This window comes from Variovorax boronicumulans, from assembly GCF_030812215.1.
GTDB classification, from domain to species: domain Bacteria; phylum Pseudomonadota; class Gammaproteobacteria; order Burkholderiales; family Burkholderiaceae_C; genus Variovorax; species Variovorax boronicumulans_C.
In genome coordinates this window covers 165,807-189,913 of the sequence record NZ_JAUSSG010000005.1, presented here as the reverse complement: position 1 = coordinate 189,913, position 24,107 = coordinate 165,807, and the positions used below count along the sequence as shown (strand labels likewise).

Here is a 24,107-nt window from a genome sequence, read left to right as displayed (position 1 = left end):
TCAGTCAAAAGGTTTCGTTGAAACCTCAGCCGACCGAGCGCTGCCCGTCCACGAACACATGCAGTTCGCCCGGTGCGAACTGTGTCCAGGTTTCGTTCGTCGTGAGTGGCGTGGTCACCACCACGGCCACGCGGTCGGTCGGCGTGGTGTGCTGGGCGAAGTCGATCTCCAGGTCTTCGTCGGACAGCTGCGCCGTCACGAACGGATGCCGCCGCTCCACGTACCAGAGGTTGGTCGACGCATGCGCCCACAGCGCCTGCCCGTTCGACAGCATGAAGTTGAAGGTGCCGTGGTTCGCGAGCTGCGGCGCCAGTTCACGCAGGGTGAGCGTCAGCTCTTCGATGCTCGGCACGCCCGCATGCGACTTCGCCAGCTCCTGCATCAGCCAGCAGAAGGCGTGCTCGCTGTCGGTGTTGCCCACGGGATGGAAGTTGCCATGCAGGCGCGGCCGAAAGTCCTTCAGGTCGCCGTTGTGGGCGAACACCCAGTAGCGCCCCCACAGCTCGCGCACGAACGGGTGGCAGTTCTGCAGGTTGACCTCGCCCTGCGTGGCCTTGCGGATGTGTGCGATGACGTTGCGGCTCTGGATCGGGTAGCGCCTGATCAGCTCCGCCACCGGCGATTCACAGGCCGGCTGGTGATCGACGAAATGGCGCAGGCCCCGGTCCTCGAAGAACGCGATGCCCCAGCCGTCGGCGTGGTGGTCGGTGCGACCACCGCGCTGCGCGAACCCCGTGAAGCTGAAGGTCACGTCGGTCGGCGTGTTGCAGTTCATCCCTAGCAATTGACACATAGGGGCGATTAGACCGCGATTCCCGCCGGCCTTCGCCCGCCGCGCCGCTTACCCGACCGTGCGGCTGTTGTTGCAGCTAGCGGATGAACTTGCCTTCCTTCGTCACGCGCACCATCTCGATGAAGCGCGAGCCCGTGTTGCTCGCGCCGGTGAAGTCGATCTCCATGCCGCCGATGCGCAGCTTCATCGCCTTCAGCGCCGTGTGCAGCTTCGCGCGCGTCAGGTCGCGGCCGGTGCGGCGCAGGCCTTCGATCATCACGAGCGCGTTCACATAACCCTCGTAGCTCAGGTAGCCCAGGTCCACCTTGGCGCGCTCGGCCAGCTGGCGGAATTCGCGCGCGGTGGCGTCGACCTCGCTCCAGGGGTACGGCACGATCTGCGAGATGGCCAACCCGCTGGTCTTGTCGCCCACGAGCCTGGCGGTGACGTCGCCCGGCACGATCGACATGCCGTAGAACATCTGGCGCCCGCCAGCGGCCCAGGCGGCTTTCATCACCTCGCCGCCGATGCCGCCGCCCAGGTACATGACCACGGCCTGCGCCTTGCTGTCGGCCAGCGCCTTGCCGGACGCCTCGTTGGTCGTGCCGTCGCCCTTGACCGCCACCGCCGCCTCAGGCTTCAGCTTGAGCGTGTCCAGCGCGGCTTCGACCAGCTTGGCCACTTCCGCGCCGCCGGGGTTGTCCAGGTACGCCACCGCGATCCGCGAGACACCGATCGTCGTCAGGTGCTGCACCAGCGCCTGGGCCTCGCGCGCGAAGGTGGCGCGCACGAAGTAGCCGGCGCCGCCCATCTTCTCGCGGGCCGAATCCGACACCGCATAGCCGCCCACCGTCGGTGCGCCGCTCTGGTTGACCACCTTGGCGCCCGCGGCGGTGGTGCCCGAGCCCACGCAGCCGAAGAACGCGAAGACACGGTGCTCGGCCAGCAGCTTCTCGTAGTTGGCGAGGGCCTTCTCGGGCTTGAGCTCGTCGTCGAGCGACACGACCCGGATCTTGCGACCCGACAGCCCGCCCTGCGCATTGACCGCATCGAAGGCCAGCCCGGCGCCGGCCATCACCACCTTGACCGGCACGCCGAGCGGGCCGCTCAGGATGCCGGTGTGGCCGAGGACGATCTCGCTGTCGGTGACGCCGCTCTCGGCGGCATGGGCCGGAAAGGAAAGAGGGCCGAGTCCGGCCGCTGCCGCAGCCGAGGCGGCAATGAAATTTCTGCGATGCATGGAACCGTTTCGTTATCAGATACAACTGATAACAATTGAAAGCGAAAGCGCCTTCCAGGTCCGCCGGTGTTTACCCCGTGTTGCGTGCTGTCCCGTCTGGCTGCTTCGGACCCTCGCGCAGTTGCCACGCCGCGCAGATGGCCAATGCGCACAGCCCCGCCAACATGGCAAAGACCTCGTCGAAGGCAGCCAGCCGCGCCGGGCTGCTCACCGGGTTCGTCAGCGAATCGCCATGCGCGGCAAGACGCCACTCCAGCACGATCGCGCACAGGCTCACGCCGGCCGCGCCGCCCAGCATGCGCACGAAGTTGATGGCGCTCGCGCCCTGCGGAATCAGCGGCTTGGCCAGCGGCCGCATCGAACCCAGGTTGAGCGAGGGCAGGATGAACCCCAGCCCGATGCGCCCGATGATCGCGAACGCCACCAGGAGCCACAGCGCGCTGTCGAGCCTGAGCACCATCATCAGCGCGAACGAGGCAGCAAGCAGCGCGAGGCCGATGGTCACCAGCACCCAGGTCGGATGCCGGTCGGCCAGCCGGCCCACGCCCGCGATGGTCACGGCCAGCACGATGCCGGCCGGCAGAAGAATGGTGCCGACGTGCGAGGCCGACAGGCTCAGCCCCACCTGCATGTACACCGGCAGCAGATAGGTCGAGCCGAACAGTGCCGTGCCGTAGATGAAGGCGACCACGCTGCCCATCGCGAACTGCCGGTACTGGAAGAGCGCGAGGTTCATCAGCGGCGTGCCGCCCGAGGCGGCGAGCCGGCGCTGCCACCAGATGAAGGCAACGAAAGAAACCAGCGCACCGGCCAGCAGCAGCGCGGCCTGCAGCGGCGAATCGCCGCGCAGCTCGACCAGCCCGTTCAAGAGGCACAGCGTGCCGACCGTGCCCAACGCGAGGCCGCGCGCATCGAGCCCGCCGCCGCGCACCGCGGCCACGCCGCCCGGCGCTGTCTTCGGCACGAACTTGTAGGCCAGCCAGATCGAGGCGAGGCAGAACGGCACCACCATGAAGAAGATCGAGCGCCAGCCGAACAGGTCGACCAGCACCCCGCCGATGCTCGGCCCGATGGCCGGCGCGAGCACCACGCCCATGCCGAAGATGCCGCTCGCGCGTCCCTGCTCATGCGGCTCGAAGGCGCGCAGGATGATGATGGCCGGAATGGGCTGCACCACGCCCGCCGCGAGCCCTTCGGCCACGCGCGCGAACAGCACCAGCGAGAAGTTGTTGGCCAGCCCGCCCACGATGCCGCCCACGAGCAGCAGCACCATCGTGCCGACATAAGTGCGCCGGTAGCCGTAGCGCGACAGCAGCCACGGCGTGGTGAGCATCGAGACCGTCATCGCCACCATGAAGCCTGAGCTCACCCATTGCGCACGCTCCTGGCCGAGCGAGAAGTGATGGCTCATGCCGGGGATGGCCACGTTGACGATGGTCGACGACATGATCGATGCCATCGTCCCCACCATCACCGACAGCAGCAGATACCAGCGGTAGCGCTCGCCATAGCGTTCGCGCAGGGTGCCCATGGAGGGCGGAGCCGGCGTGGGCGCGGCTTCGGGCGGGGGTGGGGAGGTCATGGGGCGGCGGAATGTCTCGGGGGTCCGTCGTCCTACAAGCATATCGGTGTTTGCTCGGCGAAGGCCGTGGCAGGCGGTCGCACAATGCAGCGGCTGTCCCCTCCGCGTCATGCGCAAGAAGAAGAGCACTCCATGGATTCCCCGATCAACGACCCCGTCAACGAACAGGCCGCCCCCACGCTCGCGACCGAGCTCGCCGCGCCCACCGTCAGCCGCGCCTACCGCTGCCAGTGCGGCCGTCCCGTCTTCCTGCGCAACAGCGAATGCCTGGCCTGCCACACGCCGCTCGGCTACGTGATCGACCGCCTCGGCGTGATGCCGCTGGCGCCGGCCGAAGGCGGGGGCGCGCTGCCCGACACCTTCACCGTGTTCGGCGATCCGCACGGCAAGACCTACCACCGCTGCGCGAACCTCATGACGCCGGCCGCCTGCAGCTGGATGGTGGCGGTGCCGCGCGAAGGCGAGACCATTCCCGCCGACACGCAGGGCCTCGCGCCCGGCTACTGCCTCGCGTGCAGCGTCACCCGCACCATTCCCGATCTCTCGGTGGAGACCAACGGTGAGCTCTGGCGCAAGCTCGAACAAGCAAAGCGCCGGCTCATTTCGCAACTGCTCGCGCTCGGCCTGCCGGTGGTGAGCCGGCATGCCGATCCGGTGCACGGCCTCGCGTTCGACTTCCTCAGCAACATGCCCGGCGGTCCGCATGTCATGACCGGTCACGAGCACGGCGTGATCACCCTCAACGCCGAGGAGGCCGAAGACGCGGTGCGCGAACGCATCCGCGCCGAGATGCGCGAGCCCTATCGCACGCTGCTCGGCCACTTCCGCCACGAGATCGGCCACTACTACTGGGACCTGCTGGTGCTGCCCACGCCGTGGATCGACGACTTCCGCGCGCTCTTCGGCGACGACCGCGCCGACTACGCTGCCGCGCTGCAGACGCACTACGAGCAGGGCCCGCCACCCGACTGGGCCGACCGCTTCGTGAGCAGCTACGCGAGCACCCACCCATGGGAAGACTGGGCCGAGACCTGGGCCCACTACCTGCACATGGCCGACACCGCGGACACCGCGATGAGCTTCGGCGTCGATGCGACCAACGTCGAACTGACGAGCGACCTCTTCACCGCCGCCGACCTCTGGCAGCCCGACCATCCCGATGCCGCGACCTTCCTCGATTTCATCAACGGCTGGGTGCTGCTGACCAACGTGCTCAACGAGCTGTCGCGCAGCATGGGACAGCCCGACTACTACCCCTTCGTGCTGCCGCGCGCGGCGGTGGGCAAGCTGCAGTTCATCCACCGCGTGATCACCGAGCAGCGGGCCGGGTCAGCGCCGACGATGGTGGTGGCCAGCGATGTGGCGGCGCCCGAGTCCGTCGAGACTGCACCCGAGCAGGTGCAGTCGCAGTCGCAGTCGCAATCCCAGGGCGGCGTTCAGTCCTGAGGCGGTGTCCCCGCGGCGCAGCGCGCGCAGATACAGGCGAGGCCGCGCATCGACTCCGGCAGCGCGGCAAGCGGCGCTTTGCTGAAGTCGGCCTGCATGCACCAGCAGGGCGGCTGCGCCTGGCCCGTCTCGCGTTCGACTTCCATTGCGCAGCGGTTCGACTCGCCGCACAGCGGGCAGCGCGAGGCGTCGATGACCGCAGGGGTGGTCGTCATGCGAGTTCGAAAGCCGGCAGCTTCTTCGTCACCGCGAGGTTCTGCAGCGTGACGTAGACCGGCAGCCCGTCGCGGTAGACGGGGTAGTCCTCGCCCTCGATCAGCGGCAACAGGTAGCGCCGGCATTTCTCGGTGATGCCGTAGCCGTCGTCCGAGATGAAATCGCGCGGCATCGGCTTCTCGACATTGGCCACCGATTCGAGCGGCGCGCTGCCGAGGGTGTACGCATAGGGCGCGTCGGAGGTGCGCTCGATCGTCGGCATCACCGCGTTGCGGCCTTCGAGCGCAAGCTCGACCGCGCGCTGCCCCAGCTCGTAGGCCTGCTTCACGTCGGTGGCCGAGGCGATGTGCCGCGCCGCGCGTTGCAGGTAGTCGGCCACGGCCCAGTGGAACTTGTGGCCGTGCGCGTCCTTGATCATCTGCGCCACCACGGGCGCCGCGCCACCGAGTTGCGCATGCCCGAACGCATCGCGCGTGCCTTGCTCCGCGAGGAAGGTGCCGTCGGGGTAATGGCAGCCCTCGGACACCACGACCGAGCAGTAGCCGTGCTGCTTCACCAATTCATCGACACGCGCGAGAAAGCGCGGCTTGTCGAACTCGATCTCGGGGAACAGCACCACCACCGGAATGCCCTGGTCCGCGGCAAGCCCGCCCGCCGCGGCGATCCACCCCGCATGCCGCCCCATCACCTCGAGCACGAACACCTTGGTCGAGGTGGCGGCCATCGAGCGCACGTCGAACGAGGCCTCGATCGTGGACACCGCCACGTACTTCGCGACCGAGCCGAAGCCAGGGCAGCAGTCGGTCAGCGGCAGGTCGTTGTCGATGGTCTTGGGCACGTGGATCGCCTGCAGCGGATAGCCGAGCGATTGCGACAGCTGGCTCACCTTGAAGCAGGTGTCGGCCGAATCGCCGCCGCCGTTGTAGAAGAAATAGCCGATGCCGTGCGCCTTGAACACCTCGATCAGCCGCTCGTATTCGCGGCGGTTCTTCTCGAGCGACTTGAGCTTGTAGCGGCACGAGCCGAAGGCGCCCGAAGGCGTGGTGCGCAGCGCCGCGATGGCTTTGGCGGATTCAGCACCCGTGTCGATCAACTCCTCTGTCAGCGCGCCGATGATGCCGTTGCGTCCGGCATAGAGCTTGCCGATGCGGTCGGGGTGTTTTCGTGCCGTCTCGATCACGCCGCAGGCCGACGCATTGATGACCGAAGTGACGCCGCCCGACTGGGCGTAGAAGGCGTTGAGGATGGGCATGCGGGCATTCTCCCGCAGCCCCATGACAGGCGCCAGTGGCCGGGTGTCAGGATGTCAGCGGCTCTCGAACGCGGGCGGCCGCTTCTGCAGGAAGGCGCTCACGCCCTCGCGGAAGCTGGGGCGATCGATCAGCTCGCGCTGGCGTTCGCTTTCGTAGTGCAGCTGTTCCTTCAGCGTGTGGCGTTCGGAGGCCTCGAAGGCTTCGCGTGCCTCGATCACCGCGTGCGTGGGCAGGCGTGCGAGGCGCTGCGCGATCGCACGCGCATCGTCCATCAGTTGCTCGTCGTCGGCGCAGGCCCAGATCAGGCCCCACTGCACCGCGCGGCCTGCGCTCAGGCGCTCGTCGAGCAGCGCCATGCCCATCGCGCGCGCCTTGCCGGCACGCCGCGGAATGGCCCAGGTGCATCCGAGGTCCGGCACGATGCCGAGCTTGGGCAGGAAGGGGAGGTAGAAGTACGCACTGCGCGCGGCGATGGTCACGTCCGCCGCCAGCGCAAGGCCGACGCCCGCACCGGCCGCCGGACCGTTCACCGCAGCGACAACAGGAACAGGCAGCGTGCGCAACGTCTCGATCAGCGGATTGCTCAGCGCCTGCATCCACTCGGCCGTCTGCGTGCCGAGCGACTTGCCTTCTTCGCCGGGCGCCATCGCGCTCAGGTCGGCGCCGACGCAGAACGCCTTGCCCGCGCCCGTGAGGATCACGGCGCGCACTGCGCGGTCGTCACGGATGCGCTCCAGCGTGTCGCGCAACTCGATCTGCAGGTCGCGCGCGATGGGGTTCAGCTTGGCCGGCAGGTTCAGCGTGAGCGTGGCGATGCCGTCGGCCAGCTCGTAGAGGATCAGTGCTTGGGAGTCCATGGCATCGAGGGTCGATGCCGATGGCACGCCGGTCAAGCCGGGGACAACCCGTGGGGGCGAAGTCGCCAAGGCGACCATGCACGGGCCGGCTTTGCGAGGGGCATCGCGGCGGGCTGCGCATCCGACACCGTGATGCACGACGCGGTCAGCGCCGACACCAGAATGCGCCGGTGCTCGGTGCCGTCGAACCGCTCGCCGGCCTCCAGCACGATGTCGCGCGGATCGCGGTCGAGCGTGATCCAGACGGTGCCGCTGCGGCATTCGATGCCCACGCCCGCGCCATCGGGCACGGCAAAGACGGTGCGTGTCGGCAGGGTGATGTGGAAGCGGGAAGAGGTGGTCGGGTGGGTGCTCATGGCAAGCTCCATTGCATTCGGGATACGAATGAATATAGTGAGTTGGCCTCCCACTTACACGCGGTCATTCGGAACTCGTTGCATGCCTTCAGAGAATGCGAAGCCCTCAAAAACGCCGAGCGGCGAACTCCCGCCGCTGGATCTGCTGCGCAGTTTCGAGGCCGCCGCGCGCCAGCTCAGCTTCACGCTGGCGGCCGGCGAACTGCACCTCACCCAGTCGGCGGTGAGCCGGCAGATCCAGCAGCTGGAAGCCAGCCTGGGCGTGCTGCTGTTCGAGCGCCGCCACCGCGCGCTGGCGCTCACCGAGGCCGGCGGCGTGCTGCAGCGCGCCGTCACCGACAGCCTGGAGCGGCTGCGCGATGCCACGGCCCGCGTGCGCGCCAGCGCCGCGCCGCGGCAGGTGGCGATCACCTGCACGCCGGGTTTCGCGTCGCTCTGGCTCATTCCGAAACTGGCGCGCTTCACCGGCACGCATCCGCAGGTCGACGTGCGCCTGTCGGCCACGCTCGACGTGCTCGACCTGGACGTGGGCCGCCTCGACCTCGCGGTGCGCTTCGCCCCCATCGCCCGCGGTGTCGGGCCGGCGCTGTTCGAAGAGTCGGTGGTCCCGCTGTGCGCGCCGCAAGTCGCCGCGTCGCTGCGGGAGCTGTCGGACTTTTCCAGGCTCACGCTGCTCACTATCGAATACCCGGATCACAGCGAAGCCCCGACCACCGACTGGGAGCCGTGGCTCAAGGTGATGGGGCTGGAAGACTTGCGCATGAAGAGCACGCTGCGCTTCTCGCAGTACGCCGATGCGGTGGCCGCCGCGGTGGCGGGGCAGGGCGTGGTGATCGGGCGCTTGCCGTTGCTGCGCGAACTGGTGCGCGACGGACGTCTCGTGGCGCCGCTCGGCGAGGGCGCGGCATCGCATCGCGGCTATTTCATCGAGATGTCCAGGCGCGCCGCGGGCAACCGCGACGCGCAGGACTTCGCGCAGTGGCTGCGCGACGAAGCCGAGGCTGCGCAGCGCGCCTGACGAAGCTCCGCCGCTGCATCGAGGGGAGGGCGATCAACCCGGCAGCAGCACCTTGTTCACGACGTGGATCACGCCGTTCGACTGGTACACGTTGGCGATCGTCACCGTCGCCGTGCCGCCCTTGGCATCGGTCACCAGCACATTGCTGCCGCTCATCGTGGCCGTGAGCGTGCCGCCGCTCGCGGTCTTCAGCACGGCCTTGCCGCCACCCGCGTTGATCGCGCTCATGAGCGCGGGGCCATCCATCTTGCCGGGCACCACGTGGTAGGTCAGCACCTTGGTCAGCGTGGGCTTGTTCTCGGGCTTGAGCAGCGTGTCGACCGTGCCGGCCGGCAGCCCGGCAAAGGCCGCGTTGGTCGGTGCGAACACGGTGAACGGACCCGTGCTCTTGAGCGTGCCGACCAGATCCGCGGCCTTCACGGCGGCCACCAGCGTCGTGTGGTCCTTCGAATTCACGGCGTTGTCGACGATGTCCTTGGTCGGGTACATCGCGGCGCCGCCGACCATCGGGTTCGACGCGCCGCTGCCGCTCATGCCCATGCCGCCCGCGCAAGCGCCGAGCAGGACCGAAACGCCGACTGCGATCACGAGTTTTTTCATGGAAGTCTCCTGGAAAGAAAGGGTTGTCGAGGTTCTCTGTGGAAACCGCCAACAGCTCGGAGGCGCGATGCGCTTGAGATCAATACGAAGGGCGGATGCAACTGGATTCACCGCGCGATATCGCGTCGGCCTTGCGTCGGCTTTGCGCCACAGCGTCGCAGGCGGTGCTTGCGCGTCGCGCAGGGGCTCGACAGAATCCCCCCTTCGTTTTTCAGCGACAGTTTCTTTTCACCGCGCCTGGCGACTTGCTACCTCCCGGGCGACCAACCAATTCAATGAACCGTTTCCTGAACACCTGACCCGCACACCGACCGCCCCGGCCGGATGTGCATCCATGCATCCGCCGAGGCCTTGTCGACAAAGGCCCCGCGCAGCCATTCGCCGGGGCCTTTTTTTTTGGAGTGTGCGCACATGAGTGCTCAACGAAAGGCCCGCGACGACGAGAAGCGCCTGGGCCGGTTCTATTTTTCGGTGCCGAATGCGGCACCTCGCAATCCCGTGGTGGCCGCGATGGCGCGCCGCGAATCCAGCCAGGGCGCGGGGCGCCACCTGCGCACGCACCGCGCGGAGCGGCGTGCGCAGAAGGTGGCGTTGCAGAAGGCTGCGCGCAGCGTGGGACGCGGAGGCGACGATGCGTGACGACATGGACAAGGTCATCGTCGAGCGGCCCCGCCGCGGCGGCGGCGTGCAGGGCGACGGGCGCGGCTTTCGCAACAGCCGCGAGCGCGGTTCGCACCTGGGCATGAAGCGCGGCTACGACCGCCCGAAGTGGCTCAACGAGAACCTCGCGCCGCTCAAGCGCTGGCTGCACAAGCAGGTGCACCGGCCATGGGACAAGGTGTATACGGAACTCTGCAGCGGCATCGACCGCCGCAGCACGGTGCAGGCGCACATCTTCGAGCACATCGACCAGTTCGTCGTGCGCGACGCGGTGATGCGCGATGGCCAGGTATGGGTCAGCGCATCCTGGTGGGGACGCGGTGGCCGCGCGCCGCTCGAGGAAGCCTCGCATGTCGAGCTGTTCGTGCACCCGCTCACCGGCATCCTGCTGCCCAACCGGCGGCTGCGCGAGGCGCGTGCGGCGCAACGGGCGCGGTATGGCAACTGGGCCGAGCAGAGTGGCGACAAGCCCTACGCGGTCTATCACGTGATCGACGAGAGCACGCAATGGCACCGCGTCGATGGATGCTGGTTCGAGATCACGCTGGCGAAGTTTCCTGCAAGGGCTGGCGCGACGCAGCCGGAGGAGAAGTGCTACGACGTGCTGCGTCGTTGCCTCGTCACCCGCAGCGGCGCCGCACGGCGCCCCGCCCCCGGCATGCCCACCCACTGCGGCCTCTACGGACGCAACGATGTCTATGCAGCCACCAAGCGGCAACTGGGCCGGCGCGAAGTGCGGGCGCGTCTTGGCGACGATGCCTGAGCGATGGGCCCGTAGCCTCTCGTGCGCTCAGTGCGAGCGTGCAGGCACCGGCGCACGCGGCAGTAGCGCGAACGCGAGCGTGCCTGCAGCCAGCATCCCCGCCACGGTAAGGAACACCGCGCGGAACGGCTCGATGCCATGCGCCACGCCCCACGACGCGGCCACGCCGGTCGTCCATTGCATGAGCGACACGCCGAGGAACATCGCCATGTTCATCAGCGCCATCGCGCGCCCTGTCATTGCCGCCGGGTAGCCGTTCTTTGTGTACGCGTACTGCAGCACGCTGTAGCCCGAGATGAGCCCGTAGACGATCGGCAGGCCGATGTCGATCGCGGCCGAATGCGTGAATGCCATCGCGCCGAACATCAATGCGCCGGCCGAGGCGCAGCCCATCATCCAACGGGTGCGTCGCGCGGGCCCCGGGTCGAGGCGGCCGAAGAGCGCCGGGCTGATCATGCCGGTGACCGTCATCACCAGTGCCACGTTGCCACTGGCGACGAGCGAGAGGCCGTGCCGCTCGTGCAGCACCGGCCCGAGCCACAGGCCGCGCAGCGTGATGAAGGCCGCGTACGACACGCAGGCAAAGCACAGCAGGCCGAGCGTGTGCGGCATCGCGAACAGCGGCAGCAGTTCGCGCACGGCCTTGCGCAGCGATTGCCGCTCCGCCGGTGCGGGCTGCATCGCAAGGTCCACCGCGCGCGCGGGTTCGCGCACGCGCCAGAAGATGACGATCCACGACAGCACCGCGAACGCGGCCAGCACCGTGTAGCCGGCGCGCCATGACGCGGCCTCGATCAGCAGCGCGAGCGGCGTGCCGGTGAAGAGAATGCCCATGCCCGCGAGGCTCATCACCAGCCCCGACATCGCGGTGAAGCGCGAGGCATCGAAGTGCCTTGCGATGAACACCGTGCAGGCGAGGAACGCCGGCGCGCAGCCGACGCCGATCAGCGCCTGCCCGAGCAGCAGCATGTGAAAGCTCGACGCCACCGCGCACAACGCGGCGCCTGCGATGGCGAGCGGAAACGCGGTGAGCACCGTGCGCCGCACGCCGAACATGTCGATCGACACGCCCATCGCGAGCTGCATGATCCCGAACATGAAGTGAAAGGTGCCCGCCCATGTGCCCAGTTGCTGGGGCGTGAGGCCGAAGTGGCTGCTGAGCGGCGTGGCCATCATGGCGCCGACGGTGCGGAAAGCCTGGCTCAGCGCGAAGGCACTGGCGAGGGCCACGAGCATGGCCGCCGCGGAGGTCGACCAGCGCGGCGGGGACGGCGATGCCGCGTTCGTGTTCATCGGGGAGGGAAGGACGCTGAAAGAAGAAGGGAGCGGCACGAATGCTAATGGCATGCCGCCCGCCATGCAGAACGGCGCCCGAGGGCGCCGTTCGTTCGCTCAAGCCCGGCGCGGTGCCGGGAAGGTGCGGATCAAGCCTCGCCCTTGACCTTCAAACGCCATGCATGCAGCAGCGGCTCGGTGTAGCCGCTCGGCTGTTCGATGCCCTTGAACACCAGGTCCTGCGCCGCCTTGTAGGCCGCCGACGTCGTGAAGTTGCCGGCCATCGGCTGGTAGAGCGCGTCGCCCGCGTTCTGCTCGTCGACCACCTTGGCCATGCGCTGGAAGGTCTCGTCGACCTGCGCCTTGGTCACCACGCCGTGCAGCAGCCAGTTGGCGATGTGCTGGCTCGAGATGCGCAATGTCGCGCGGTCTTCCATGAGGCCCACGTTGTGGATGTCGGGCACCTTGGAGCAGCCCACGCCCTGGTCGATCCAGCGCACCACGTAGCCGAGGATGCCCTGCACGTTGTTGTCGATTTCCTGCTGGCGCTCTTCGGCGGTCCACTTGGCTTCGGCCGCGATCGGCACCTGCAGCAGTGCGTTCAGGATGTTGTCGCGCTCGGCATCCGCGTCGATCTTCTCCAGCTCCTGCTGCACCGCGGTCACGCTCACCTGGTGGTAGTGCAGCGCGTGCAGCGTGGCGGCGGTGGGCGAGGGCACCCAGGCGGTGTTGGCGCCGGCCTTGGGGTGGCCGATCTTCTGCTCGAGCATCGCGGCCATGAGGTCGGGCATGGCCCACATGCCCTTGCCGATCTGCGCCTTGCCGCGCAGGCCGCACGACAGGCCGACCAGCACGTTGTTCTTTTCATAGGCGCCGATCCACGCGCTGGACTTCATGTCGCCCTTGCGGATCATCGGGCCGCCCTGCATGGCGGTGTGCATCTCGTCGCCGGTGCGATCGAGGAAGCCGGTGTTGATGAAGGCCACGCGCGCGGCGGCCTCGGCGATGCAGGCCTTGAGGTTCACGCTGGTGCGGCGCTCCTCGTCCATGATGCCGAGCTTGACGGTGTTGGCGGGCAGGCCCAGCAGTTGCTCGACGCGGCCGAACAGTTCGCTCGCGAAGGCCACTTCGGCCGGGCCGTGCATCTTGGGCTTGACGATGTAGATGCTGCCGGTGCGCGAGTTGCCCTTGCGCTTCAAGTCGATGGTGGCGATGGTGGTGGTCACCACGGCATCGAGGATGCCTTCCGGAATCTCCTTGCCGCCTGCGTACAGGATGGCCGGGTTGGTCATCAGGTGGCCCACATTGCGCAGGAACATCAGCGAGCGGCCGTGCAGCTTCACGGGTTGGCCGTCGGCGCCGGTGTATTCGCGGTCGGCGTTCAGGCCGCGCGTGAAGGTCTTGCCGCCCTTGGCGACTTCTTCCGTCAGCGTGCCTTCGACGATGCCGAGCCAGTTCGAGTACGCGACGACCTTGTCGGCCGCATCGACCACGGCCACCGAGTCTTCCAGGTCGAGGATGGTCGAGAGCGCGGCTTCGAGCACCAGGTCGCTCACGCCGGCCGCGTCGCTCTTGCCGATGGCGGTGCTGCGGTCGATGCGGATGTCCAGGTGAATGCCGTTGTGCTTGAGCAGCACCGACGACGGCGCCGCGGCATCGCCCTGGTAACCGATGAACTGCGCGGGGTCGGCCAAGCCGGTGCTGCTGCTCTGCAGCGCAACGACGAGCTTGCCGTCCTTCACGCTGTAGCCGGTCGCGTTCTTGTGCGAGCCGTTGGCCAGCGGCGCGGCCTGGTCGAGCACGTTGCGCGCGAATTCGATGACCTTGGCGCCGCGCACCGGGTTGTAGCCCTTGCCCTTTTCGGCGCCGTCGGTTTCAGGGATGGCATCGGTGCCGTAGAGCGCGTCGTACAGCGAGCCCCAGCGCGCGTTGGCGGCGTTGAGCGCGTAGCGCGCATTCAGGATCGGTACCACGAGTTGCGGGCCGGCTTGCAGCGCGAGTTCGGAGTCGACGTTCGCGGTCGTGGCCTTCGCGCCCTTGGGCTGCGGCAGCAGGTAGCCGATCTTCTCGAGGAAGGCGCGGTAGGCCGGCATGTCGGCGATCGGGCCGGGGTTCTTCTTGTGCCAGGCGTCGAGCTCGCTCTGCAGGCGGTCGCGCTCGGCGAGCAGTGCGATGTTCTTCGGCGCGAGGTCGCTCACGATGGCGTCGAAGCCCTTCCAGAAGACGTCGCTGGCCACGCCGGTGGCGGGCACGACTTTTTCCTCGATGAAGCGGTGGAGCTCGGTCGCGACCTGGAGTCCGTGGGCGGTGGTGCGGGCGGTCATTTTTCTCTCCTGGAGATCGGAATACGGAATCGAAAGACGTGGGTGTCGCAATGACGTAGGTCAACTTTATTCGATACTTTACGAAGGAGTAAGAGCCGAAAGCGGGATTTATCAATGACAAAAATGAGGGTAATGGCTGTTCAGCACTGCTTTTTGCTCAAAGGGTAGGCACTGATAGAGGCGCTGTGGGTGCGGGATATATTTAATTTCTTAAATAATCCAGCACGCGCCGAAATGATCCTTCTGGCTTCCAACGAAAACCCGCTCGGCATGCCCGAGTCGGCCCGCCGCGCCGCAGCCGCCGCCCTTGAAGGGGCGGGCAACTACCCCGACAGCAACGGCACCGCGCTCAAGAATGCACTGGCGGCCCGGCTCGATGTGCCGCCCGAGTGGCTCACGCTCGGCAGCGGATCGAGCGAAATCCTCGAACTCGCCGCGCAGGTGAGCCTCCAGCCGGGCGAGAACGTCGTCTATTCGCAGTACGGCTTCATCGTCTATGCGCAGGCCACGGCGCACGCCCATGCGCGCGCCACCGTCGTGCCCTCGCAAGATTTCGGCCACGACCTCGACGCGATGCGTGCCGCGATTGACGGCGACACGAAGCTGGTCTTCGTCGCCAACCCGAACAACCCGACCGGCACCTTCATCGATGCCGCGCCGCTGCTGGCCTTCCTGCAATCGGTGCCCGCGCATGTGACGGTGTTGCTCGACGAGGCCTACACCGAGTACCTCTCGCCTGCGCAGCGCTACGACAGCATCGAATGGGTGCGGCGCCTGCCGAACCTGATCGTCGCGCGGACCTTCTCCAAGGCCTTCGGCCTCGCGGGGATGCGCATCGGCTACGGCGTGTCCCAGCCGCCGCTGACTTCGCGCATGAACGCGCAGCGTCCGCGTTTCAACGTGACGACGCCGGCCCAGGCGGCGGCGGTGGCCGCGCTCGGCGACACGGAATTCCTCGCGCGCACCTACGAACTCAACACCGCCGGACGCGAGCAGCTCGCCGCGGGCTTCACCGAGTCGGGCCTCGCGCACATCCCCTCGTCCGGCAACTTCCTCATGGTCCAGGTCGGCGATGCGCAGGCCGTGCATGCGCGCCTCCTGGCCGCCGGCATCGAGGTCTCGCTGCTTGGCCCCTACGGCCTGCAGCAGTGGCTGCGCGTGAGCGTCGGCCTGCCCGAGCAGAACAAGGCCGTGCTCGCCGCGCTGCGCTGAGTCCGCACTTCTCCCTCCTCCGCTGGGGAGGGCTGGGGTGGGGGCAGGCGGCGTATCAAGGACCAGCGGACCATCGATGGCCGCGTGCCCCCATCCCAACCTTCCCCCGGAAGGGGAAGGAGCAAGACCGTCACACCTGCCTGCTGAGCTCCTTCGCCGCCGCGCGAACGGGCTCGATGTAGCCCTCGTCGTAGCGGTGCGTCGGCATCGTCAACGTGATTGCCGCCGCGAGGCGGCCGTCCGCATGGAACACCGGTGCCGAGATGCCCGCGAGCTCGGCGGTGCGGTCGCCTACCAATGCGCAGAAACCCTGCGCACGGATCGCGTCGCAGAGCATGCGCTCCTTCGCGCCGCGCGGCCGCTCGGCTTCGGGCCCGAAGGCGATCAGCACGCGCGCACCGGCGCCGCGGTCGTTGGGCAACAAGTCGCCCGCGCGCACGTGGTCGCGCACCACATGCGATGAGTCGACGCGGAACTGGCACAGGCGCACCCAGCTCTTGCCCTGGTCCTGCCGCACGTGGTACGCCGCGCTCTCGCCCGTGGCGGCTGCGAGGGCACGCAGCACCGGCAGCACGATGCGGTCGAGCGACTGCGACGCGGCGTAGAGCCCGTGCAGCCGCGCGATCTCCATGCCCAGCGCGTAGCGCCCGTCGTCCTGCCGGCGGACGAGCCGCGCGTGTTCGAGGGATGCCAGGAGCCGCAGCACCGTGCTCTTGTAGAGCTGCGTGCGCTCGGCGAACTGCGCGAGCGACAGCGCTTCGTCCCCCGGCTGGAACGCCGACAGCAGGCTCAGCGCGCGATCGACTGCGGCCGCTCCCCCGGGAGCGGCATTGAGGTCGGAAACCGATTCGGTCTGGGCTTTGCGGGGCATGGGCGTGACTTGACAGGAAAAGTCGATCGACGGTCTAATTCTGTTTAGCGGAATTTAGTTCTGTCTGATAGAACAGTCAAGCGATCCACCACGAATCGATCAAGGAGACGAAGTCGATGAACCCCCCCGACGTCCTCATCAGCGAGGTCGGCCCGCGCGACGGCCTTCAATCGGTCAAGGCCACCATGCCCACGGCCGACAAGCTGCGCTGGATCGACGCGCTCTACGCCGCGGGCGTGCGCGAGATCGAGGTCGCTTCCTTCGTTCCCGCGAAGCTGCTGCCGCAGATGGCCGATGCCGCCGACGTGGTGCGCCACGCCGTCACGTTGCCCGGCCTCACCGTGATGGCGCTGGTGCCCAACCGCAAGGGCGCAGAGGCCGCGCTCGAAGCGGGCGTGCACAAGCTCACGATGCCGGTGTCGGCGAGCGTGGCGCATTCGCTCGCCAACGTGCGCAAGACGCCGACTGAAATGGTCGAGGAGGTGCGCGCCATCTCCGACCTGCGCCGCGGGGTCGCACCGCAGGTGAGGCTCGAAGCCGGCATCTCCACCGCCTTCGGCTGCACGCTGCAGGGGGTGGTGCCGGAAGACGACGTGATCCGCCTCGCCGCGCAGTGCATCGAGGCTGGCGCCGAAGAGGCGGGCCTCTCCGACACCGTGGGCTACGCCAATCCCGCGCAGGTGCGGCGGCTCTTCAGGCGCCTGCGCGCCGAGATTGGCGTGCACGCCGGCGCGGCCCACATGCACAACACACGCGGCCTCGGCATCGCGAACTGCCTCGCGGCGTGGGACGAAGGCGTGCGCACCTTCGACGCCTCGCTCGGCGGTCTCGGCGGCTGCCCCTACGCACCCGGTGCCTCGGGCAACGCCGTGACCGAAGACCTCGTCTTCATGTTCGAGGCCATGGGCGTTCGTACTGGCATCGACATCGAAAAACTCATCGCGGCGCGCGCGCCGCTCATGGCCGGCCTGCCCGGCGAGCCGGTCTATGGCATGACGCCCGAAGCCGGTTTGCCCAAGGGCTTCGTCCAGGAACACAACGCACATGTCTGAAGCCAATCCTCTTCCTTACGCCGGCGTTCGCGTCGTCGAATTCACCCACATGGTCATGGGCCCGACCTGCGGCCTGCTGCTGGCCGACCTCGGTGCCGAAGTCATCAAGGTCGAACCCATCGAGGGCGACAACACGCGCCGCCTGCTCGGCTCGGGCTCAGGCTTCTTTCCGACCTTCAACCGCAACAAGAAAAGCATCGCGCTCGACCTGAAGAAGCCCGAAGGGGTGGAGGCCGCGCTGCGCCTGATCGCCACCGCCGACATCGTGAGCGAGAACTTCAAGCCCGGCACGATGAAGAAGCTGGGGCTCGACTACGAAACGCTCGGCAAGCTCAACCCGCGCCTCATCTACGTGAGCCACAAGGGTTTCCTGCCCGGTCCCTACGACCACCGCACCGCGCTCGACGAAGTGGTGCAGATGATGGGCGGCCTCGCCTACATGACCGGGCGCTCGGGCGATCCGCTGCGCGCGGGCACCAGCGTGAACGACATCATGGGCGGGATGTTCGGCGCCATCGGCGCGATGGCTGCGCTGCGCCAGCGCGACGCAACGGGCAAGGGCTGCGAGGTGCAGGCCGCGCTGTTCGAGAACAACGTGTTCCTGGTCGCGCAGCACATGATGCAGTTCGCCGCCACCGGCAAGGCCGCCGACCCGATGCCCAGCCGCATCTCGGCCTGGGCGGTGTATGACGTCTTCACCGTGAAGGACGGCGAGCAGATCTTCCTGGCGGCCGTCAGCGACAAGCAGTGGGCGATCTTCTGCAAGGCCTTCGGCCTCGAAGACATGCTGGCCGACCCGCGCCTCGCGACCAACAACGACCGCGTGCTCGCGCGCGACTGGATGATGCCGATCCTGCGCTCGCACCTGGCCGACCGCAGCGCGGCCGAGTTGGCCGCGGTGTTCGAGCAGAACGAGCTGCCCTTCGCGCCGATCACCAAGCCGGAGGAACTGTTCGACGATCCGCACCTGAACGCCACCGGCGGCCTGGCGCCCGTGCGCATGAACGACGGGCACATGGCCAAGGTGCCGCTCGCGCCCTTCACGCTGGGCGGCGAGCGCCCCGGCATCCGCCTGCAGCCGCCGCGCATCGGCGAGCACGGCGACGAGCTGCTGAGGGAGGTGGGCTACAGCGAACCGGAAATCGCCGCGCTTCGGGCCGCTGGCGCGACCTCCGGCGGCTGAGGCCGGCTCGCGGGCGTTATCTATATAGTTCCCGCCCCATGGACCGCCTGAAGCAACTCGAATCCTTCGTCTCGGTGGCGACCCGCGGCAGCCTCACCGCCGCGGCCAAGGCCGAGGGCGTGGCGCCCGCGATCATGGGGCGCCGGCTCGATGCGCTGGAGGAGCGGCTGGGCGTCAAGCTCCTGGTGCGTACCACGCGGCGCATCACGCTCACGCACGAGGGCAGCGCGTTTCTCGAAGACTGCCAGCGCCTGCTCACCGAATTCCAGAACGCCGAGGCCAGCGTGAGCGCCGGTGGCGTCAAGGCCAGCGGGCATCTGCGGGTGACGGCGCCGGCCGGCTTCGGGCGACGGCACGTCGCGCCGCTGGTGCCGCGCTTTCATGCAATGCATCCCGAGGTGACGATCTCGCTCAACCTCAGCGACCGCGTGGTCGACGTGACCGGCGAGAGCTTCGATTGCGCGGTACGCGTGGGTGATCTGCCCGACTCCTCGCTCGTGAGCGTGCGCCTGGCCGACAACCGCCGCCGCTGCGTGGCGACGCCCGATTTCCTGCGTCGCCACGGCACGCCCAAGCATCCCGGCGACCTGTCGCGCTTTGCCTGCCTCGCGCTGTCGAGCGATGCATCGCAGACGCGCGGCTGGGCGTTTCGCGTCACCGCCGAGGCCGGCGTGGAAGAGCTGATCCACCTGCGCCCGAGCGGCCCGCTCGATTGTTCCGACGGCCAGGTGCTGCACGACTGGTGCCTGGCGGGCCACGGCATCGCCTGGCGCAGCACCTGGGAAGTCGAGGCCGAGATCGACGCGGGGCTGCTGGTGCCGGTGCTCGACGAATTCGCCGCGCCGCCCAACGGCATCTACGCGGTGTTCGCGGGCGCCAAGCACCTGCCGCTGCGGGTGCGCCTGTGGCTTGATTTCCTCAAGGAGCAGTACGGACAACCGGAATTCTGGGGACGAACGGCCTGAAGCGGCGGGAGCGGCGTCACAATCTGTTTGCATTTGCAACCTGTTCCGGAAGAAAGCCATCGATGACCCTCGAAGCCATCCTCGCCTACGTGCACTTGCTTGCCATCCTCACGATGGTCGTGTTCATTTCCAGTGAAGCAGCTCTTTGCCGCGTGCAGTGGCTCAACGCCGCGGTCGTCGAGCGGCTCGCCAAGGTCGACATGGTCTACGGCATCGCCGCCATCGCGGTGCTTGTCACCGGTATTGCGCGCACCTGGTGGGGCGTGAAGGGCACGGCCTGGTACTGGACCAATCCGCTGCTGCACGTGAAGCTGGGACTCTTCATCATCGTGGGCGTGCTGTCGATCTTTCCGACGCTCACTTATTTCCGCTGGCGCAAGACGCTGCGTTCCACCGGCAAGCTGCCGGCCGAAGACGACATCAAGAAGACGCGCAAGCTGGTGATGGTGCAGGCCCACCTGATCGCGCTGATTCCGCTGGTCGCCGTGTTCCTCGCACGCGGCTTCGGCAAGTAATGAAAAAGCCCGCACGGGGCGGGCTCTTTCTTCTTTCAGGCGCTGATCTTCGTCAGCGCAACGCGGACCTCATCAGGCCTTGGCGTCTTTCTCGCACTTCTTGATGAAGCTGTTCTTGGCGGCACCGGCCAGCGGCTTGCCGTTCTTGTCGATGGCCTTGGCGGCGCAAGCGGGTGCTGCGGCGGCCTTGGCTTCCTTCTCGCACTTCTTGATGGAGCTGGCCTTGGCGGCGCCGGCCAGCGGCTTGCCGTTCTTGTCGATGGCCTTGGCGTCGCAGGTGGCGCCGGCGGCGGGTGCTGCGGCAGCAGGCGCGGCGGCGGCCGGGGCGACAGCGGGCGCGGGGGCCTTGTCTTGTGCCTGTGCGGCGCCGAAGGAAAGGCAGGCGCCCAGGGCGACCAGGGAAAGGAACTTCTTCATGGTGATATGTCCTTGCAAGGTTGAGTTGTGACAGGTGCCCCGCCCCGGGGCCGCCCATCCTAACGGCCGGAGGCAACGATCGGATGACGATCGTCAACAGCGCCCGGGTTTGCCCCCGGTAAAATTCACAGATGCTATTGGTCAAACAGGAGCTGCTCGCGGCGCTCGCGAACACGCTCGAATCCCTCTCCCCCGGCGCTGGCGCCAAAGCCGCGTTCGAATCGCCCAAGGTGGCCGCGCATGGCGATTTCGCCAGCACCGCCGCCATGCAACTGGCCAAACCGCTCGGGAAGAAGCCGCGCGAACTGGCCGAGCAACTGAGCGCCGCGCTGCTCGCCACCCCCGCTTTCTCCCAATGGGTGGAAGCGATCGAGATCGCCGGCCCCGGCTTCCTCAACATCCGCCTGAAGACCGCTGCCAAGCAGCAGATCGTGCGCGAGGTGCTGTCCGCAGGTAACACTTTCGGCCAGCAGCCCGCCACTGGCGAGAAGGTGCTGGTCGAGTTCGTCTCGGCCAACCCGACCGGCCCGCTGCACGTGGGCCACGGCCGCCAGGCCGCGCTGGGCGACGCCATCTGCAACCTGCGCGCGTCCCAGGGCGACAGCGTCTGGCGCGAGTTCTATTACAACGACGCCGGCGTACAGATCCAGACGCTGGCCAACAGCACCCAACTGCGCGCCCGCGGCTTCAAGCCCGGCGACGCCGAGTGGCCGAGCGGCGAAAAGGCTCCGGCCTACAACGGCGACTACATCGCCGACATCGCCGAGGACTTCAAGGCAAAGAAGACCGTCAAGTCGGACGACCGCGAATACACCGCGAGCGGCGACATCGACGACATCGATTCCATCCGCGAATTCGCCGTGGCGTACCTGCGCCGCGAGCAGGACCTGGACCTGCAGGCCTTCCGCGTGCGCTTCGACAACTACTACCTCGAGTCGAGCCTGTACACCAGCGGCCGCGTCGAAGCCGCCGTGGGCAAGCTCGTGGCCGCCGGCAAGACCTATGAGAAAGACGGCGCGCTCTGGCTCAAGTCGACCGACTACGGCGACGACAAGGACCGGGTGATGAAGAAGAAGGACGGCACGTACACGTACTTCGTGCCCGACGTCGCCTATCACATCGCCAAGTGGGAGCGCGGTTTTCACAAGGTCGTGAACATCCAGGGCACCGACCACCACGGCACGATCGCGCGGGTGCGCGCCGGGCTGCAGGCGGCGGGCGAAGGCATTCCCGAGGGCTATCCCGACTACGTGCTGCACACCATGGTGCGCGTGATGAAGGGCGGCGAAGAGGTCAAGATCAGCAAGCGCGCCGGCAGCTACGTCACGCTGCGCGACCTGATCGAATGGACCAGCACGGACGCCGTGCGCTTCTTCCTCCTGAGCCGCAAGCCCGACACCGAGTACACCTTCGACGTCGACCTCGCGGTGACGAAGAACAACGACAACCCGGTCTACTACGTGCAGTACGCGCATGCGCGCATCTGCTCGGTGTTGGCCGGCTGGGGTGGCGATGCCGCCACGCTCAAGGATGTGGACCTGTCGCCGCTCGAGAGCCCTCCGGCGCAGGCGCTGATGCTGCTGCTGGCCAAGTACCCCGCCATGCTCACCGCGGCCTCGAAGGATTTCGCCCCGCACGACGTCACTTTCTACCTGCGCGAATTGGCCGCCAATTACCACAGCTACTACGACGCCGAGCGCATCCTGGTGGACGACGAAAAGGTCAAGCTGGCCCGCCTGGCACTGGTCGCCGCAACCGCGCAGGTGCTGCACAATGGCCTCGCGATTCTCGGCGTCAGTGCGCCGAGCAAGATGTGAACCTCACCATGAAGAAGACAACCAGACAACGCGGCAACATCGTCATCGGCCTGATCATCGGGCTGGTGATCGGCCTGGGCGTGGCGCTGGGCATCGCGGTCTACGTGACCAAGGTGCCGATCCCGTTCGTGACCAAGACGCAAAAGGGCGGCGCCGAGCAGGACGAAGCCGAAGCCCGCAAGAACCGCGACTGGGACCCCAACGCACCGCTGGCCGGCAAGGCCGGTGCCGCCAGGCCGACGCCGCCGGCCGCCGCCGGTCCGGTCAACCCGATCACCGGCGAACCCGCTACCAGCACCACCGCCGTCGCGCCCGGCACGCCGCCCCCGGCCACCGCACCGGTGCCCGTGGTGGTCGCGCCCAAGCCGACGCGCGCGGCACCCGTGCCGGCCGAGGCCAACGCGCTGCCGCCGTCGAACGATCCGCTGGGCGACCTGGCCCGTGCCCGTGCGGGTACCGGCTCAGGCAGCACGACCGTGGCGTCCGCCGCGCCAAGCAGCAATGCCAACACCGCCGCCGCAGCATCCTCGGGTGCCGACCCGTTCATGTATTTCGTGCAGGCCGGCGCCTTCCGCACCACCGACGACGCCGAGGCGCAGCGCGCCAAGCTGTCGCTGATGGGCGTCGAGGCCCGGGTCACCGAGCGCGAGCAGGCCGGCCGCACCGTCTACCGCGTGCGCGCCGGTCCGTTCAACAAGAAGGACGACGCCGACCGCCTCAAGGAGCGGCTCGACGGCGGCGGCCTCGAATCGGCCCTGGTCCGCGTGCAGCGCTGACCGGTGGCTGCTGCTGCCATAAATAGCCCTTAAGCTTCGCCGCCCGGCATTTGCCGCCACCATTCAGCGCCCCGGGCGCGCCCCGTGCGAGGGAACTCCTCGCGGCGCGCCGGCTCAGTCTGCCGTACCAACAGGAGAACCCTTTCAATGAAACGTCGTGACTTTTCGCTGGCCGCCACTTCGCTCGGGCTGCTTTCGCTGGCCGCCAATCCGGCCCACGCTCAGGCCAAGGTGCCCAAGGCCGGCTCCCAGTACCTCGTGCTCGACAAGCGCGTGCCGGTCGATGCACCGGCCGGCAAGATCGAGGTGGTCGAGTTCTTCTCGTACAACTGCCCCCATTGCAACGACTTCGAGCCGTCGCTCGAAGCCTGGGCCAAGACGGCACCGAAGGACGTGGTCCTGCGCCGCATCCCGGTGCCCTTCGTGGGGAACGACGTCGAAGCCAAGCAGCGCCTGTACTACGCGCTCGAGGCGTTGGGCAAGGTCGACGAATTCCAGCCGAAGGTCTTCAACGCGATCCACAAGCAGCGCCAGAACGTGAACGGCGATGCCAACATCATTGCCTGGGTTGCCGCCAACGGCATCGACGGCACCAAGTTCAAGGAAGTCTTCACCTCGTTCGGCGTGGCCAGCAAGGCCAAGCGCGCCTCGCAGATGACCGACGCCTACAAGGTGGCCGGCGTGCCGGCGATGGCCGTGGCCGGCCGCTGGTATGTGGATGGCGAAACCGCCGGCAACATGACCAACGTGCTGCAGGTCGTCAACTTCCTGGTCGGCGAAGCGAAGAAGGGCTGACCCCCGGGCTGCGCGGCGCTTCGTGTCCGCTGCGCCTCCCCCCTTACTGGGGCAACACCCGCGGCCCGGCGGAGCCGGTTTCGCGGTGTCTCCCTGACGGAACACCGGCCCGCTTTGGCGGGCCTTTTTCATCGGCGTTGAT

At 67.8% G+C, this 24,107-nt stretch carries 24 protein-coding genes; 12 read left to right on the top strand and 12 right to left on the bottom strand.

The genetic code is table 11. The features are described 5' to 3' along the window. Positions 1-25: 25 nt before the first annotated feature. The 3 genes from J2W23_RS15445 to J2W23_RS15435 form a co-directional block, all read right to left on the bottom strand. Positions 26-793, bottom strand: a complete 768-nt coding sequence (locus J2W23_RS15445; RefSeq protein ID WP_307649351.1) for a class II glutamine amidotransferase — start codon at positions 791-793, stop codon at positions 26-28. A gap of 76 nt (positions 794-869) precedes the next feature. Then, positions 870-2,012 carry an ABC transporter substrate-binding protein gene (locus tag J2W23_RS15440; protein ID WP_307649350.1) on the bottom strand — a complete coding sequence of 381 codons (1,143 nt, stop codon included), beginning with the start codon at positions 2,010-2,012 and terminating at the stop codon, positions 870-872. A 70-nt stretch (positions 2,013-2,082) separates the two neighbouring features. Continuing rightward, on the bottom strand, positions 2,083-3,594 hold the full coding sequence (locus J2W23_RS15435) for a DHA2 family efflux MFS transporter permease subunit (protein WP_307649349.1): 1,512 nt from the start codon (positions 3,592-3,594) through the stop codon (positions 2,083-2,085). A gap of 132 nt (positions 3,595-3,726) precedes the next feature. Between J2W23_RS15435 and J2W23_RS15430 the strand changes: the two genes are divergently transcribed. Next, a complete protein-coding gene (locus J2W23_RS15430) occupies positions 3,727-5,040 on the top strand; it encodes a zinc-binding metallopeptidase family protein (protein ID WP_307649348.1) in 1,314 nt (437 codons plus the stop codon). Here J2W23_RS15430 and J2W23_RS15425 read toward each other — a convergent pair. The 4 genes from J2W23_RS15425 to J2W23_RS15410 are packed head-to-tail and all read right to left on the bottom strand — an operon-like array spanning position 5,031 to position 7,722. Continuing rightward, positions 5,031-5,255 (bottom strand): cysteine-rich CWC family protein, encoded by a 225-nt coding sequence (locus tag J2W23_RS15425; RefSeq protein WP_307649347.1) that lies wholly within the window; start codon positions 5,253-5,255, stop codon positions 5,031-5,033. The genes J2W23_RS15430 and J2W23_RS15425 overlap by 10 nt on opposite strands. Continuing rightward, positions 5,252-6,508 carry a 6-phosphofructokinase gene (locus J2W23_RS15420; protein ID WP_307649346.1) on the bottom strand — a complete coding sequence of 419 codons (1,257 nt, stop codon included), beginning with the start codon at positions 6,506-6,508 and terminating at the stop codon, positions 5,252-5,254. The genes J2W23_RS15425 and J2W23_RS15420 overlap by 4 nt, the downstream gene beginning before the upstream one ends. 54 nt (positions 6,509-6,562) lie before the next feature. Continuing rightward, positions 6,563-7,366: an enoyl-CoA hydratase-related protein gene (locus J2W23_RS15415; RefSeq protein WP_307649345.1), complete on the bottom strand. Its 804-nt coding sequence runs from the start codon at positions 7,364-7,366 to the stop codon at positions 6,563-6,565. A 32-nt stretch (positions 7,367-7,398) separates the two neighbouring features. After that, on the bottom strand, positions 7,399-7,722 hold the full coding sequence (locus J2W23_RS15410) for a DUF2917 domain-containing protein (RefSeq protein WP_307649344.1): 324 nt from the start codon (positions 7,720-7,722) through the stop codon (positions 7,399-7,401). 82 nt (positions 7,723-7,804) lie between these two features. Between J2W23_RS15410 and J2W23_RS15405 the strand changes: the two genes are divergently transcribed. Then, positions 7,805-8,740 (top strand): LysR substrate-binding domain-containing protein, encoded by a 936-nt coding sequence (locus J2W23_RS15405; protein ID WP_307649343.1) that lies wholly within the window; start codon positions 7,805-7,807, stop codon positions 8,738-8,740. A gap of 33 nt (positions 8,741-8,773) precedes the next feature. Here the strand turns inward: J2W23_RS15405 and J2W23_RS15400 are convergent, their stop codons facing one another. After that, entirely contained in the window at positions 8,774-9,280 is a 507-nt protein-coding gene (locus tag J2W23_RS15400; RefSeq protein ID WP_373423945.1) for a fasciclin domain-containing protein, read from the bottom strand. A gap of 471 nt (positions 9,281-9,751) precedes the next feature. Here J2W23_RS15400 and J2W23_RS15395 point away from each other — a divergent pair, with 471 nt between their 5' ends. Both J2W23_RS15395 and J2W23_RS15390 read left to right on the top strand, forming a co-directional pair. Next, positions 9,752-9,979, top strand: a complete 228-nt coding sequence (locus tag J2W23_RS15395; protein WP_307649342.1) for a hypothetical protein — start codon at positions 9,752-9,754, stop codon at positions 9,977-9,979. Beyond that, the gene (locus tag J2W23_RS15390; RefSeq protein WP_307649341.1) at positions 9,972-10,763 is read left to right on the top strand and encodes a hypothetical protein; all 792 of its coding nucleotides are present in this window, start codon (positions 9,972-9,974) and stop codon (positions 10,761-10,763) included. The genes J2W23_RS15395 and J2W23_RS15390 overlap by 8 nt, the downstream gene beginning before the upstream one ends. 27 nt (positions 10,764-10,790) lie before the next feature. On the opposite strand, the gene J2W23_RS15385 is transcribed toward J2W23_RS15390, so the two are convergent. Next, positions 10,791-12,056 carry an MFS transporter gene (locus tag J2W23_RS15385; RefSeq protein ID WP_307649340.1) on the bottom strand — a complete coding sequence of 422 codons (1,266 nt, stop codon included), beginning with the start codon at positions 12,054-12,056 and terminating at the stop codon, positions 10,791-10,793. Between the two features lie 131 nt (positions 12,057-12,187). Beyond that, complete coding sequence (locus J2W23_RS15380) at positions 12,188-14,362, bottom strand: malate synthase G (RefSeq protein ID WP_307649339.1); 2,175 nt, start codon at positions 14,360-14,362, stop codon at positions 12,188-12,190. Between the two features lie 234 nt (positions 14,363-14,596). Between J2W23_RS15380 and hisC the strand changes: the two genes are divergently transcribed. Beyond that, positions 14,597-15,574 carry a histidinol-phosphate transaminase gene (gene hisC / locus J2W23_RS15375; protein ID WP_307649338.1) on the top strand — a complete coding sequence of 326 codons (978 nt, stop codon included), beginning with the start codon at positions 14,597-14,599 and terminating at the stop codon, positions 15,572-15,574. 130 nt (positions 15,575-15,704) lie between these two features. Here hisC and J2W23_RS15370 read toward each other — a convergent pair whose 3' ends face one another. Next, entirely contained in the window at positions 15,705-16,445 is a 741-nt protein-coding gene (locus J2W23_RS15370) for an IclR family transcriptional regulator (RefSeq protein ID WP_307649337.1), read from the bottom strand. Between the two features lie 116 nt (positions 16,446-16,561). On the opposite strand from J2W23_RS15370, the gene J2W23_RS15365 reads away from it, so the two are divergent. The 4 genes from J2W23_RS15365 (at position 16,562) to J2W23_RS15350 (ending at position 20,160) form a co-directional block, all read left to right on the top strand. Continuing rightward, positions 16,562-17,497, top strand: a complete 936-nt coding sequence (locus tag J2W23_RS15365; RefSeq protein ID WP_307649336.1) for a hydroxymethylglutaryl-CoA lyase — start codon at positions 16,562-16,564, stop codon at positions 17,495-17,497. Continuing rightward, complete coding sequence (locus J2W23_RS15360) at positions 17,490-18,680, top strand: CaiB/BaiF CoA transferase family protein (protein ID WP_176660808.1); 1,191 nt, start codon at positions 17,490-17,492, stop codon at positions 18,678-18,680. The genes J2W23_RS15365 and J2W23_RS15360 overlap by 8 nt, the downstream gene beginning before the upstream one ends. A 38-nt stretch (positions 18,681-18,718) precedes the next feature. Continuing rightward, a complete protein-coding gene (locus J2W23_RS15355) occupies positions 18,719-19,645 on the top strand; it encodes a LysR family transcriptional regulator (RefSeq protein ID WP_176660809.1) in 927 nt (308 codons plus the stop codon). Positions 19,646-19,707: 62 nt separating this feature from the next. Continuing rightward, positions 19,708-20,160 (top strand): DUF2214 family protein, encoded by a 453-nt coding sequence (locus J2W23_RS15350; RefSeq protein ID WP_176660810.1) that lies wholly within the window; start codon positions 19,708-19,710, stop codon positions 20,158-20,160. Positions 20,161-20,232: 72 nt separating this feature from the next. On the opposite strand, the gene J2W23_RS15345 is transcribed toward J2W23_RS15350, so the two are convergent. Further along, positions 20,233-20,577, bottom strand: coding sequence for a hypothetical protein (locus J2W23_RS15345; protein ID WP_176660811.1), 345 nt, complete (start codon positions 20,575-20,577; stop codon positions 20,233-20,235). 131 nt (positions 20,578-20,708) lie between these two features. Here J2W23_RS15345 and argS point away from each other — a divergent pair, with 131 nt between their 5' ends. From argS to J2W23_RS15330, 3 genes are all read left to right on the top strand, one after another. Beyond that, positions 20,709-22,394, top strand: a complete 1,686-nt coding sequence (gene argS / locus J2W23_RS15340; protein WP_176660812.1) for an arginine--tRNA ligase — start codon at positions 20,709-20,711, stop codon at positions 22,392-22,394. Positions 22,395-22,402: 8 nt separating this feature from the next. Then, positions 22,403-23,170, top strand: coding sequence for an SPOR domain-containing protein (locus J2W23_RS15335; RefSeq protein WP_307649335.1), 768 nt, complete (start codon positions 22,403-22,405; stop codon positions 23,168-23,170). 147 nt (positions 23,171-23,317) lie between these two features. Then, complete coding sequence (locus J2W23_RS15330; protein ID WP_307649334.1) at positions 23,318-23,965, top strand: thiol:disulfide interchange protein DsbA/DsbL; 648 nt, start codon at positions 23,318-23,320, stop codon at positions 23,963-23,965. Positions 23,966-24,107: the final 142 nt, after the last annotated feature.

Excerpts from the sequence above, each read along its gene's own strand:
- J2W23_RS15390 (WP_307649341.1), top strand. The coding sequence starts at position 9,972 with ATGCGTGACGACATGGACAAGGTCATCGTCGAGCGGCCCCGCCGCGGC.
- J2W23_RS15380 (WP_307649339.1), bottom strand. The coding sequence starts at position 14,362 with ATGACCGCCCGCACCACCGCCCACGGACTCCAGGTCGCGACCGAGCTC.
- J2W23_RS15360 (WP_176660808.1), top strand. The coding sequence starts at position 17,490 with ATGTCTGAAGCCAATCCTCTTCCTTACGCCGGCGTTCGCGTCGTCGAA.
- J2W23_RS15405 (WP_307649343.1), top strand. The coding sequence starts at position 7,805 with ATGCCTTCAGAGAATGCGAAGCCCTCAAAAACGCCGAGCGGCGAACTC.
- J2W23_RS15370 (WP_307649337.1), bottom strand. The coding sequence starts at position 16,445 with ATGCCCCGCAAAGCCCAGACCGAATCGGTTTCCGACCTCAATGCCGCT.
- hisC (WP_307649338.1), top strand. The coding sequence starts at position 14,597 with ATGATCCTTCTGGCTTCCAACGAAAACCCGCTCGGCATGCCCGAGTCG.
- J2W23_RS15385 (WP_307649340.1), bottom strand. The coding sequence starts at position 12,056 with ATGAACACGAACGCGGCATCGCCGTCCCCGCCGCGCTGGTCGACCTCC.
- J2W23_RS15430 (WP_307649348.1), top strand. The coding sequence starts at position 3,727 with ATGGATTCCCCGATCAACGACCCCGTCAACGAACAGGCCGCCCCCACG.
- J2W23_RS15330 (WP_307649334.1), top strand. The coding sequence starts at position 23,318 with ATGAAACGTCGTGACTTTTCGCTGGCCGCCACTTCGCTCGGGCTGCTT.
- J2W23_RS15420 (WP_307649346.1), bottom strand. The coding sequence starts at position 6,508 with ATGCCCATCCTCAACGCCTTCTACGCCCAGTCGGGCGGCGTCACTTCG.
- J2W23_RS15435 (WP_307649349.1), bottom strand. The coding sequence starts at position 3,594 with ATGACCTCCCCACCCCCGCCCGAAGCCGCGCCCACGCCGGCTCCGCCC.
- J2W23_RS15395 (WP_307649342.1), top strand. The coding sequence starts at position 9,752 with ATGAGTGCTCAACGAAAGGCCCGCGACGACGAGAAGCGCCTGGGCCGG.
- J2W23_RS15345 (WP_176660811.1), bottom strand. The coding sequence starts at position 20,577 with ATGAAGAAGTTCCTTTCCCTGGTCGCCCTGGGCGCCTGCCTTTCCTTC.
- J2W23_RS15350 (WP_176660810.1), top strand. The coding sequence starts at position 19,708 with ATGACCCTCGAAGCCATCCTCGCCTACGTGCACTTGCTTGCCATCCTC.
- J2W23_RS15445 (WP_307649351.1), bottom strand. The coding sequence starts at position 793 with ATGTGTCAATTGCTAGGGATGAACTGCAACACGCCGACCGACGTGACC.
- J2W23_RS15425 (WP_307649347.1), bottom strand. The coding sequence starts at position 5,255 with ATGACGACCACCCCTGCGGTCATCGACGCCTCGCGCTGCCCGCTGTGC.
- J2W23_RS15440 (WP_307649350.1), bottom strand. The coding sequence starts at position 2,012 with ATGCATCGCAGAAATTTCATTGCCGCCTCGGCTGCGGCAGCGGCCGGA.
- J2W23_RS15410 (WP_307649344.1), bottom strand. The coding sequence starts at position 7,722 with ATGAGCACCCACCCGACCACCTCTTCCCGCTTCCACATCACCCTGCCG.
- J2W23_RS15355 (WP_176660809.1), top strand. The coding sequence starts at position 18,719 with ATGGACCGCCTGAAGCAACTCGAATCCTTCGTCTCGGTGGCGACCCGC.
- J2W23_RS15400 (WP_373423945.1), bottom strand. The coding sequence starts at position 9,280 with ATGGGCATGAGCGGCAGCGGCGCGTCGAACCCGATGGTCGGCGGCGCC.
- J2W23_RS15335 (WP_307649335.1), top strand. The coding sequence starts at position 22,403 with ATGAAGAAGACAACCAGACAACGCGGCAACATCGTCATCGGCCTGATC.
- J2W23_RS15365 (WP_307649336.1), top strand. The coding sequence starts at position 16,562 with ATGAACCCCCCCGACGTCCTCATCAGCGAGGTCGGCCCGCGCGACGGC.
- J2W23_RS15415 (WP_307649345.1), bottom strand. The coding sequence starts at position 7,366 with ATGGACTCCCAAGCACTGATCCTCTACGAGCTGGCCGACGGCATCGCC.
- argS (WP_176660812.1), top strand. The coding sequence starts at position 20,709 with ATGCTATTGGTCAAACAGGAGCTGCTCGCGGCGCTCGCGAACACGCTC.